11 protein-coding genes are annotated in these 12531 nt (G+C 43.9%); 2 read left to right on the top strand and 9 right to left on the bottom strand.

The window, feature by feature from the left end; translation table 11 throughout:
* Positions 1-129 precede the first annotated feature (129 nt).
* From MHB85_RS08725 to MHB85_RS08690, 8 genes are all read right to left on the bottom strand, one after another.
* Positions 130-1092 carry an ABC transporter permease gene (locus tag MHB85_RS08725; RefSeq protein WP_091014847.1) on the bottom strand — a complete coding sequence of 321 codons (963 nt, stop codon included), beginning with the start codon at positions 1090-1092 and terminating at the stop codon, positions 130-132.
* A complete protein-coding gene (locus MHB85_RS08720) occupies positions 1093-2172 on the bottom strand; it encodes an ABC transporter permease (RefSeq protein ID WP_036610168.1) in 1080 nt (359 codons plus the stop codon).
* On the bottom strand, positions 2165-3703 hold the full coding sequence (locus MHB85_RS08715) for an ABC transporter ATP-binding protein (RefSeq protein WP_341072779.1): 1539 nt from the start codon (positions 3701-3703) through the stop codon (positions 2165-2167). Before MHB85_RS08715 ends, MHB85_RS08720 begins: the two co-directional genes overlap by 8 nt.
* A 299-nt stretch (positions 3704-4002) precedes the next feature.
* Entirely contained in the window at positions 4003-5043 is a 1041-nt protein-coding gene (locus tag MHB85_RS08710; RefSeq protein ID WP_091014850.1) for a BMP family lipoprotein, read from the bottom strand.
* A gap of 580 nt (positions 5044-5623) precedes the next feature.
* Positions 5624-5983, bottom strand: coding sequence for a 50S ribosomal protein L20 (gene rplT / locus MHB85_RS08705; protein ID WP_017689664.1), 360 nt, complete (start codon positions 5981-5983; stop codon positions 5624-5626).
* Between the two features lie 88 nt (positions 5984-6071).
* Entirely contained in the window at positions 6072-6275 is a 204-nt protein-coding gene (rpmI, locus tag MHB85_RS08700) for a 50S ribosomal protein L35 (protein WP_017689665.1), read from the bottom strand.
* A 24-nt stretch (positions 6276-6299) separates the two neighbouring features.
* On the bottom strand, positions 6300-6794 hold the full coding sequence (gene infC / locus MHB85_RS08695) for a translation initiation factor IF-3 (RefSeq protein WP_017689666.1): 495 nt from the start codon (positions 6792-6794) through the stop codon (positions 6300-6302).
* Between the two features lie 334 nt (positions 6795-7128).
* Positions 7129-8367 carry a glycosyltransferase family 2 protein gene (locus MHB85_RS08690; RefSeq protein ID WP_036610177.1) on the bottom strand — a complete coding sequence of 413 codons (1239 nt, stop codon included), beginning with the start codon at positions 8365-8367 and terminating at the stop codon, positions 7129-7131.
* 710 nt (positions 8368-9077) lie between these two features.
* Here MHB85_RS08690 and MHB85_RS08685 point away from each other — a divergent pair.
* Positions 9078-9605, top strand: coding sequence for a phosphatase PAP2 family protein (locus tag MHB85_RS08685; protein WP_017689668.1), 528 nt, complete (start codon positions 9078-9080; stop codon positions 9603-9605).
* Positions 9606-9655: 50 nt separating this feature from the next.
* The gene (locus MHB85_RS08680) at positions 9656-10807 is read left to right on the top strand and encodes an MGDG synthase family glycosyltransferase (protein ID WP_192134641.1); all 1152 of its coding nucleotides are present in this window, start codon (positions 9656-9658) and stop codon (positions 10805-10807) included.
* A 140-nt stretch (positions 10808-10947) separates the two neighbouring features.
* Here MHB85_RS08680 and MHB85_RS08675 read toward each other — a convergent pair whose 3' ends face one another.
* A complete protein-coding gene (locus tag MHB85_RS08675) occupies positions 10948-12501 on the bottom strand; it encodes an ABC transporter substrate-binding protein (RefSeq protein WP_373419814.1) in 1554 nt (517 codons plus the stop codon).
* Between the last annotated feature and the right edge of the window lie 30 nt (positions 12502-12531).

Raw genomic sequence — 12531 nt, 5'->3', positions numbered from 1 at the left:
GTATCTGCACGAGAACCAAGTTAAACGTCAAAAAGCGGCTTTGTGACGCTCAAGAAAACAAAAAAAGGCCCGCATAAGGCGGGCCCTTTGTCAAAACTCTGAATAGCTAAACTGATATGGAAAAGGTTGTTACCTTTTACCCGGATCATATGCTTCACCGAGTGCAGACGGAGCCGAAGAACGTCCAACCGCTGCAACGAGAACGATGATGGTAAGCAGGTAAGGCAACATAAAAATAATTTCCTGGGGAATACTTTGTGACCATTCAAACAACTGTACATAATTTCGGATCGCTTGTGAGAATCCAAAGAAGACAGCCGCACCAAAGGCACCAATCGGATTCCACTTACCAAAGATCATAGCTGCAATGGCAATATAACCTTGGCCGGAAACCGTATTGTGTGAGAATGTACCCGTAGTCGTCAACGTAATCGCAGCTCCACCAATGGCCGCAAGCGCACCACTGATCATAACGCCAATATAGCGATAACGAAGCACTTTAACACCAACCGTATCAGCCGCACTTGGATGTTCACCTACAGAACGAAGGCGCAGACCAAATGGCGTTTTGAACATGATGTAATACGTCAGGAATACGAACAGAATGGCCAGATATGTCGTTGGATATACGTTCTTGAAGAAGGCTTCTCCAAGCAAAGGAATGTCTTTCAACAATGGCACATCAAACTTGCTGAAGCCTTGAACCAACGGTGAATCACCAGAACCTTCAAACAACAGTTTAACCAAGTACAACGTACTTCCTGCTGCCAAAAAGTTAATGACGATACCACTGATAATCTGGTCTGCCTTAAATGTGATAGACGCAACGGCATGAATCAGAGATACCAGTACGCCCAATACAATCGCAAGCAAAACCCCCATCCAGGCCGATGTCGTTCCTCCCATGCCCGCTTCTTGAGCATAATGCGCCCCGATTCCAGCTGCAAAGGCACCAAAGACCATAAAACCTTCAAGTCCAAGGTTGGTTACACCTGATTTTTCCGAAAAAATTCCGCCGAGTGATGCAAAAATCAATGCCGTAGCAAAGACAAGCGTCGTATTGATAATTTGCCCAATTGTCAACAAGTCCATCTACAACACCTTCTCTTTCTTACGCTTCGAATAGAACGGTTTAAGTATCCAGCGCACGATGCCTTGTGCCGCAATGAAGAAGATAATCGAACCGATCACAATCCGAATAATCTCAGGCGGAACATCCGCAGCAAAACTCATACCTGCAGATCCGTACGTGAGGGTACCAAACAACACTGCCCCCAATAACACCCCAAACGGATGATTCAAACCAATCAGGGCAACTGCAATTCCGTCAAAGCCTGTTCCTGGTGAACCCGACATTACGGTTTGGTATTGGAACACACCAAGAACCTGGAATGCACCACCAAGACCGGCAAGCATACCACTGATAAACATCGCTTTTACGATATTCCGGTTAACATGCATACCTGCATATTCAGCCGCATTAGGGTTGTAACCTACCGCACGGATTTCATAACCTTGTTTTGTTTTCCACATATAGATATAAAAGAGCACAGCCATCACAAGGGCAATCAACGTCCCCATGTGTACACGGGAATTGCCCATCAGCTCAGAAAGCCATGTCAAACTAATCGAAGCCGATTCGCTGATATCCACGGAACGATTCTCGCCCTTCAACAGCAAGAATTGGCGAACGATAAGGTTGGCGAGATATAGACCAATCCAGTTCAACATGATACTGCTGATAACTTCATTGACCCCACGTGCCGCCTTCAGATAACCAGCAATAGCGGCCCACAGACCACCAAACAATGCACCGGCAATCAAAGCCAGTGGCGCATGAAGGTAGATCGGCAAACCTGCAAATTTAACACCAACAAATGTTGCAGCGGTCATACCAACGAGAAATTGACCTTCTCCCCCGATATTAAACAACCCTGCACGGGATGCAAATGCAAATGCAAGTCCAGTCATAATTAGTGGTGTCATTTCCCGTACTGCTTCACCAAAGTTGTACATGTCACCAAATACCTTGGTGAACAGTGCACCATAGGCTTCAATTGGATTGTAGCCACCAATCAGCATGACAACTCCACCGAGAATAAGACCCATAATAATAGCTACTACAGGCAAAATAAATGAATCTCGGGTAAACCATTTCAATACGTTATTCATGCGCAGTACCTCTCTTTTGGGTGCTGCCCGCCATCATCAAGCCGAGCTCCCTGTCATTGGTTTCTTCCGGCAGCACCTCGCCAACGATCTGGCCTTCATAAATAACAGCAATTCGGTCAGATACATTGATAATCTCATCAAGCTCAAATGAAATCAGCAGAACAGCCTTCCCTTGATCGCGCTGTGCAATCAGTTGCTTTTGCACGAACTCAATAGCCCCTACATCCAAACCACGTGTTGGTTGCGCAGCAATAAGCAGTTCAGGGTTTTTATCTACCTCACGGGCGATAATGGCCTTTTGCTGGTTTCCTCCGGACAAGGACCGAGCTTTGGTCTCGATGCTTGGTGTACGCACGTCAAATGCCTCAACAAGCCGCTTCGCCTGCTGTTTGATGGCATCGAAGTTAAGGAACCCTTTACGGGTGTATGGTGCTTTATAATACGATTCCAGAACGATATTTTCGCTCACTGAAAAATCAAGTACAAGTCCGTGTTTATGTCGATCTTCCGGAATGTGGGCTACACCCGACTCCGAGATATGGCGCGGAGAATGATTGGACAGCTCCTTGCCCTCCAAAAGAATTGAACCACTGTCGACTTTACGAAGTCCGGTAAGGGCTTCAATCAGTTCGCTTTGACCGTTACCATCCACGCCTGCGATTCCAACAATCTCTCCAGCACGAACGTTCAGGTTAAGTTGATTCAGAACTGCAATACCCTCTTTGTTCTTGGAAGTTAGTTTGCTAACCTCGAGCACATTGGCTCCAGGTGTAGCCGGCTTTTTGTCCACTTTGAATGTGACATTCCGCCCCACCATTTTCTCTGCCAGCTCATTCGGATTTGTTTCCGAAGTTTTGACCGAATCAATCACTTTACCCCGTCGAATAATCGTTACCGTATCGGAGATTTCCATGATTTCTTTCAGTTTGTGCGTGATCAAAATAATGGATTTTCCTTCAGATACAAGCTTCTTCATGATGATCATCAGTTCTTTGATTTCTTGAGGAGTCAATACGGCTGTAGGCTCGTCAAAGATAAGAATGTCCGCACCGCGATACAAAGTTTTAACAATCTCCACACGCTGCTGCATTCCGACAGAGATATCATGAATCTTGGCATGAGGATTTACTTTCAGTCCATACTGTTCGGATAGACGCTGAACTTCAGCGGCTGCTTTTTTATAATTAATATTGAGACCCTTCGTTGGTTCAGATCCCAAAATAATGTTCTCTGTTACCGTGAACGGCTGTACAAGCTTAAAGTGCTGATGCACCATGCCGATGCCAAGATCGATCGCTCGGTTAGGGCTGTCGATGATGACAGGCTTGCCATTCACTTCAATGGAACCTTCATCTGGCTGATAGAGACCAAATACAATATTCATCAACGTTGACTTACCAGCGCCGTTTTCGCCCAGTAGCGCATGGATCTCGCCTTTACGAAGCTGAAGGCTGATGGCGTCGTTGGCAACAATGCCTGGGAAACGCTTCGTAATTTGTTTTAACTCAACGACGGGGGTTGCTGCACCCATGTAATCACCCTTATAACTGATATAGTGTGGTTCCGCAAACGTAAAAAAAAACGTCTATCGACGTACTTTCAAAGAAGACAGACCTCGCTTAGCTGAAGTTTTTCTTGCGATAATCGAATGGTTCAGCTCATTAAGAACATATCAATTCCATTATCTTAAGAAAAGCTCCTACCGGAGCGTTGGTGCACAGTGACCTTGTACAATTGTTATGATGACTTGATCAAATGTTCCTGTTCTTGCAATCATAAGGCCGGTCAAGACCGGCCCCAATGATTATTCATTTGCGACTAAGATCAAAATTACTCTGTAGGAACTTTGATTTCGCCGCTGATGATTTTTTCTTTGTACTCTTCCACTTTTGCAAGTGTATCAGCAGATACATTGGCAGTAGAAGTATCAGCAATACCTACGCCGTTTTCTTTCAAAGTCAGGTTCTCGGAACCGCCAGCGAATGTACCATCAACTACTTCTTTGTTAACGCGCTTAACTGCTTCGTCAACTTTTTTGATCATGGAAGTCAATGTGATCTCATCACCAAACTCAAGAGATTGGTCTTTGTCCACACCGATAACCCATACATCTTGACCTTGTTTCTTACGAGCACTTGCTTCGTTAAACACACCATTACCTGTTGCGCCAGAAGCGTGGAAGATAATATCTACGCCTTCATTGTAAAGTGTCGCTGCTGCTGCTTTACCCAAGTCAGGTTTATCAAATGCACCTGTGTAGTTAGAAATGAATTGAGCATCAGGGTTAACTGCTTTAACGCCTTCTCTGAATCCTACTTCAAACTTTTTGATCAGTGGGCTTTCCATACCACCTACAAAACCAATTTTGTTGGATTTTGTTGTCAGACCAGCCACAACACCAACCAGGTAAGATCCTTCTTCTTCAGCAAATGTTACGGATTTAACGTTAGGAGCATCAACAACACTGTCGATGATCGCGAGTTTGGAATCAGGGTTTTGCTCAGCTACAGTCTTGATTGCATCAGCCAATTGGAAACCGATACCCCAAGTCAGATCATATCCACCTTTGACGAATTCGTTCAAGTTAGGAATGTACTCTTCATCGGATTTACTTTGCAGGTATTTAACTGCTACACCTGTTTCTGTTTCAGTCGCTTGCAGAGCTTCCCAAGCGGATTGGTTAAAGGATTTGTCATTAACTCCACCTACGTCAGTAACCATACCGATTTTGAGATCGGATTTCGCTTCAGTGGGAGTTCCACCTGTATCTCCTCCGGCATTTGTTTCTTCTTTCGGTTTGCTACCGCAACCCGCGAGCATAACCGATACCGCCAGCAACATTACCAAAGACAAGCTGAGCATCTTTTTCATTTCTCTTTTTCCCCCTTAATGATATATCCCTCATTCCAATCCAGCCTACAATTGAACGGTTAACAGATAGCAGAAATGACTTTTATGCAGAATGTATGGTTTCTTCGACATTCAAAGCGCATTTTCACCCTTGTGGCATCCTATCATCTGTCGAAAAACCGAACATTATGACATGGAGAGAAAAATCTAGGACTAGCCTACTAGAGGTGATTATACAATCAACCAGTGTTAAAATCCAGATGTTTCATCACCAAATATCACATATTTTTGTTCTTTTTTTATTGAAAACGCTTAATAATTTAGCGTTTTAACACACTAACGTTACAATGATGTGATGTTATATCACAAAAACATATCGTGAACTTTAGTGATGAGTGGGATTCACCTGTATTCATTTGTATTATTTCACCGTTCGTATTTTATGTATTCTCATGGACGGTTATTCAACCAGTTATCTGGTTTCATTGTTCCCCTCCAGACTACAGCCTATTCGCTCTACTCATTCAGAGATTCATCTTCGAATTTCTTCCAAGCCGTAAAAAAAGCCGCCATATAGGTACGGCGGCTTGGATCATACAATTTAAGCGTTGATTTTGCCTTTAGCTACAGTAGCCAAAGAGTTGAACGCATTGATGTCGTTAACGGCCAGATCAGCCAACATTTTGCGGTTCATGTCTACTCCAGCAAGTTTCAAACCATGGATCAGTTTGTTGTAAGACAAACCATTCATACGTGCTGCTGCATTGATACGAACGATCCACAGTCTGCGGAAGTTACGTTTCGTGTTGCGACGGTCACGGTATGCGTATACCAGGGATTTCATTACTTGCTCGTTAGCTGTTTTAAAGATACGGTGTTTGGAACCGAAATAACCTCTTGCCAGTTTCAAAACCTTTTTATGACGACGACGTACTACAAAACCGCCTTTTACTCTTGCCATATTAAAGAACCTCCCAAATAAATATAAATATATCCGTGGTATGTGTACGGCCGTAGCCGATCCCCCATACGGAATGTACTAATTAGAATTAGCCTTTCAAGTTAGCCAAACCTTGTTTCAAACGTCTAACATCCCCGGCAGCCATAACTGGGTTACCGTTCAGAACGCGCTTAGCACGTTTGGATTTGTGGGAAAGCAAGTGGTTTTTGTGAGCTTTGTAACGAAGGACTTTACCGGAACCGGTAATTTTGAAGCGTCCTTTCAAACTGCTGTGTGTTTTCATTTTAGGCATTTTGTGTTTCCTCCTCCAATGTTATCAGGCTTTAGGAGCCAAGATCATGATCATACTGCGGCCTTCCAATTTTGGTTGACGTTCAACAGTACAAAGTTCTGCAACTTCTACCTTAACGCGCTCCAAAATCCGTTGACCAATCGCGGCATGTGCAATTTCACGTCCGCGATAACGAACAGAACATTTCACTTTGTCGCCTTCGTTCAAAAACTTAACTACATTACGAAGCTTCGTTTGATAATCGTGCTCCTCAATATTGGAACGGAACCATACTTCTTTAATATCAACAATTTTCTGGTTCTTACGGGCTTCTTTATCTTTCTTTTGTTGCTCATAGCGGAATTTGCCATAGTCCATAATACGACACACCGGCGGTTTAGCCTGTGGTGCCACATTGACCAGATCCAAATTCAGGTCAATCGCCATTTGCAGTGCTTCGCGAATGGGCGTAATCCCAATTTGTTCTCCTTCAGCTCCGACAAGGCGTACTTCCTTCGCCCGAATCTCATCATTAATCATGTGATCTTTACTAATAATCGTCCACCTCCAGGTCATTTTGAATATCCAGTTAAACAAAAATAAAAGGGATGCCGGTCAAGCTACCGACATCCCTGTAATCAACACAATTCTTCATGAGTATACACTTCATAAATTATTGGGATCGTTGACCAGCCAACATGTTTGTTGATCAGGTGAGAAGTCGGACTTCTGCTTGTGATTCCATTTCTATTCGTTTTAAGGCACTTGAATACTATATCACCCATGAAATACATTGTCAACATTCTTCACAACATTTTTCGTGAATTATACATTTGTGATATCAGATGTCAACAAATTATCGCATGCATGTTCCTTACCCTTGTTTGCTTTGCACCTCATCCAACCGTACAACACGTGTATGTTGAGTGTGGCTCCACTGTTTGTTGTTCTGCGTAAAGAAAGCGTAGAACGTAATCGGGTACCAAGACAGCAGGTAGATCGGGAACAAAATCAGATATAGATAAACTTTGGCAAAGGTAACCTTCTCCAGCGCCATGGACAACAGGAACGTTAGAATGTTCAAACCAATAGCCACGAACCCAACCCATAATGGGAAGTATCCATAAATATTAGCAATGTGCGGACCACTGAATATAGCCATGTCTACCCACATCACAGCCGTCATCAGGAACGTAAGCAACACCACATAGACATTGGCTCCATAGATAGCAAGGTCGAATTTCACTAGGCTTCTTTCCTTAATGGACTGCCATAGCAGCGGGAAGAAGTATCTACGCGCAACTGTAAAGTGACCTTGCATCCAGCGCAGACGTTGTCTCGCTGAAGCTTTGAATGTTAATGGCTTCTCATCAAATACTTTGGCGTCATAGTTGAAAACAGGATACACATTACGTTGCACACTGCGCATCGTAAACTCCAAATCCTCAACCAGACTTGTTGCACCCCAACCAATTTCCTTCAACAGGTTGGTCTCAAAGCACATTCCGGTTCCTCCGAGGAAATTCGCCATATTCAAGTTATGACGAGACAACTGCCACAGACGGTTGATGTACCAGTAAGATACACCATAAGCTGCAGTAATCCAGGAATCCTCCGGATTTTTTGTATCAATGTATCCTTGGATAACACGCGAACCATTGTTCAAGTCATCATTCATCTCAAGCAAGAAGTTACGGTCAACCAGGTTATCCGCGTCAAACATAACAACTGCGTCATACTGACGTGGCAATTTCCACAGGTACTTAAGCATCCATTCGATGGCGTACCCTTTACCTCTTAAATCGGCATTGGTACGTACACAGGCGTTTAATCCATGCTCTCTGACAATTTGAGCCGTTCCATCCGTACAGTTGTCACAGATGACAAACACATCGTACAGATCTTCCGGATAATCAAGTTGTTTCAAGTTCTCCATCAAGGCACCAATGACTTGTTCCTCATTGTGTGCTGCGACGAGTACAGCGAATGATTTTGTCGCCGGATAATGTTTCTTTTTCTTTTTCTTAATCAGACCGAACAGCGAAAACGTGAATTGGTACACGGCTAGCAGTGCCAGAATGACCTGCATCGTGACGAATATAGCGTCCAACATCGTTCTCTGTTACCCCCTTTTTTTCAAAACCCAGTTTACTCAAGCATTTCTCTTCCTGATTCTGCAATTTATTTTTTTTTGATCTGCAGAATATGACCCTGTTCTTTTGTGTACTACGTGAATATATCAGGCAATGTTTCAAAGCTTGGTTGCTATCAGTTGGCTGCTTTATCGATTCTGTATCCTTTTCAGTCATTTGTCAAAACCCCAATTCCACTTTCTGAAGCAGAAATGTGATCTTTAAACGCTGAATAGACACTTCGTGATACCACAACCTCGCATTCATGCCTGTTATATCTTATTTTCAGCCGTTTACTTGATTTTTATTTCTAAAGTCCCTGCTTTTTTCATCAGCATGTTATTCTTCGTCAGAGGCTCTATAACAAATAACGCAAACAGAACTCAAAAAGTTTGAAACAGAACTCACATTTTTTTACCTCATTTCAGCCATGTTGAATCATTGTATCTTTTTTGGTTGACCCAAGTCAAAAAGTTAAGATGGGTATATATCCACTCTTTAACATGAATTTCACTTTCTTTACATGGGTTCTTCTTGAAAAGGACAACATTTAAAAATATGATAAACATATACCTGAAATAACCTCAAGTTCACGAAAAACGGTTATATACTAATCAGGACGAAACCGGATGCAGAAAATCACCGGAAATAATGCCGCCATTACGGGCGGCCTGACTGGCAGGAGGCCAATATGAGCCGTTTATTCTTAAAGTTTCAAGATTATGATCGAAATGTTTTTATGTGGATCAACGGCCGACTTCATAATCGTTTTATGAATTTTTGGCTGTATTATTTCACCCATCTGGGTGGAGCAACATCTTCTATTGCAATATCCTTGTTAATCTGGCTGCTTGCTCCAGCCCCATGGAGCACAACAGGACTCCAGGCTTGTATCGCTCTTGCGGTCAGCCACATTCCTGTAGCCATCGCGAAAAAATTGTATCCCCGCATTCGACCTTATCTGGCCTTGCCGGATACAATTACGTTCCGTAATCCCCTGACGGATCACTCGTTTCCTTCAGGGCACACAACTGCCATTTTTTCGGTCACAGTTCCCTTTATGACCACTGATCCGATCTTATTGCTAATATTGTTGCCTGTGGCCCTTATTGTCGGATTCTCTCGAATTTATCTGGGATTACACTATCCTTCCGATGTTCTGGCAGGTGCCACAATAGGTACTTTAGTCGCACTTGCAACAGTTGCATTCTGGTCTTAAAGCCGATATGTTAGACTCAGAAAAACCTAGCAGGAACAGGTGAAGCAAGCGTGGAGAAAAAAAGAGTATTACTATTATCTGAAGGCTTTGGTACGGGTCATACTCAAGCCGCCTATGCACTGTCCAGCAATTTGCGAAAGCTTTCGCCAGACGTGCAGACAAAAGTGCTTGAACTGGGAAGTTTCTTAAATCCCAAGGTTGCACCTCTGATTATAACAGCATACAAAAAAACGGTTACCAACCAACCCAAACTTGTCGGATACGTATACAGACACCAATATAAAAAATCATTAAACAGGCTGACAACACTGGCGCTGCATAAACTGTTCTATACACATACACGCAGCGTTGTGCGCCAGTTACGTCCCGATGCAATCGTCTGTACACATCCGATTCCAAGTGCTGTCATATCCAGACTGAAGCGTCTGGGTGTACAGGTTCCCCTATGCACAGTCATCACCGACTATGATGCACATGGGACGTGGATTAACCGTGAAGTAGACCTTTATCTGGTTTCTTCAGATGAGGTTAAGTCCAAACTAATGCTACGCGGCGTACCTACAGACAACATTCGAGTCACGGGCATTCCGGTACATCCAAATTTCTGGGAGCATCCCGGGCGAGAAGAGATTCGAAACAGATTTAACCTCAAGAACATGCCTACTGTACTGGTGATGGGTGGCGGCTGGGGAATGCTCAGTGACAAGCTGGTCCACCCGCTGCTGACACGCTGGCATGAAGATATTCAGATCATTTTTTGTCTGGGTCGCAATGATAAAACACGGATCAGCATGGAACAGAACCCCATGTATCGCAAAGAAAACATTCATATTATGGGGTACACCAACGAAGTGGACAAATTGATGGAAGTATCCGACCTGCTGATCACCAAACCTGGGGGAATGACATGCAGTGAAGGCTTGGCCAAAGGAATTCCAATGTTGTTCCACAACCCTATACCTGGTCAGGAAGAAGAAAACGTCCATTATTTTACGGCAAGAGGATTGGGAGAACCCATAACTTCGCATGACGTAGTGGTCAAATGGATGAACAAGCTGTTGCATCACTACCCGGATGTTGTACGTAAACGCAAACGTCATCTGGCCGAAATCGCCAAGGTTCATCCGATGCAGAGCGCTCAAAGTATTATCGATCTGCTGGAGGACGTTCGTCCTTCATCCGCAGAAGAGGCCCGTTTATGAATTTATCCAAATAAAGTGCTGCTTCCCGTAATCTTTATCCAATCATGCCTCTAACCAACGGCTTCAAACAAGCCTGCAACCACATTGAAAAGGTGCCTTCGGATTTGAAGGCACCTTTTCTTTATGAAGGAAAGTACAAATTATTGAATGCCTGTTGACTTCAAGTACTCCTGCCACTGCTTGGTGTATTCCGCCTGAATTTTTTCCAATCCTGCTTGCTTCGCCTTCTCCATAAATGTGTTCAATCCAGCCTCTACGTCTGCCACCAAACCTACATTAAGCGGATACAAATATTGTTTTTCCACTTGTTCCAATGCAGCCTTCTCGGCTTGGTACGGAGTCCAGTCTTCAGCAAATCCTGTAAAGATATCCGGCTTTTTGATTTTGTCGAGATCTTCAAACATGGTCAGCACGTCATCAAAGGTTTTATCATAGAGCATGAATTCCGGATTACGCCAAGCCCACCCATTCATGCCCTCACGCGGGAAGCCGTTTGTTTGTGCATCTCCGACCATTTTGTAGTATCCATTATCTACCTCGAAGTTTTTGCCTTCAACGCCGTATTCAGTCAACCAGTTATATCGTTTATCTGTCACCAGTTTCTCATAAAATGCCAATGCTTTTTCCGGGTTTTTACTGCTACGCGGAATCGCAAAACCATTGTGGATCGGGTGAACCGGTTGTGCAAACCCTTTTGCATTCGGGTAAGGGAAATAAGCCAATTTCCAATCTGGATGCGTAGACTGCACCTTGATTACATCTGCATTAAATTTGTTAGGGTTTTCCCCAGACAGAACAACAGCCGCTTTTCCATTTTGCAACAACGAGTTGGATGTATCTTTTACATTCAGTACGTTTTTCGGGAAAAATCCTTTATCCATCCAACGTTTGTATGTTTTCAGGTCTTCCAGGTGTTGCGCGGATCCCCAGTAGGGCGTCACGGTTGATGGTGTGTCATACATAATATCCAGTCCATATGGAAGTTGACCTGCTGTATTAACCAGCTTGGATGTCAATTGACGAATACCATGGGTATGGTTGGCATTGCTATCCGCAATAGGAATCATATTGGGTTCGTTGGCTTTGATGCCCTCCAGATACGCTTCGAGCGTCTCCAATGATTCCGGTTTTGGAAGATTGTACTTCTCGCGCAAGTCCTCACGGTACGCAATCCCCTCGGTTACATACTCAATCCAAGTGGATGGAACAGTATAGATTTTGTCATTGATTTTGACAGCATTCCACATGTCATCAGGGACATGAGCTTTCAGTGCTGGCGCTGCTGTAGGCAACATTTCATCCAGTGGCAGGAACGCGCCCTTCTTGGCATAGGACTGGTAGAATGTCCAATCCGCTGTGAAGATCAGATCGATCGGCTGTCCCGAAGACAGCAGCAGTTTATATTTTTGATCCCAGTCGGTCCATGAGGTGTAGTTGAATTTCACATTGACGTTCAGATCAGCCTCCGCCAGCTTATTGATCTCAGATTCAATAACAGGCAGATCTTTCGGAGCATCCCCAAGCATGTAAAATTGAAGCGTGACTTTCTCGCCTTTGTTCCCGGATGTTCCTCCCTGCTCGCTTCCTTGCGTCGATCCCCCCGAACCGTTATTACATGCGGCAAGTACCCCGGCGAACAACATCAGGGCAAGTACCAGAGACAGGTGCCGAATTGTTTTGTTACGCATACGCATCCTCCCTTTTTATGGTGAACCTTTATATGT

The organism is Paenibacillus sp. FSL K6-4396, assembly GCF_038002525.1.
Classification (GTDB): Bacteria; Bacillota; Bacilli; order Paenibacillales; family Paenibacillaceae; genus Paenibacillus; species Paenibacillus amylolyticus_B.
The sequence above is the reverse complement of the archived record's forward strand: the minus strand, read 5'-3'. Positions and strand labels throughout refer to the sequence as shown.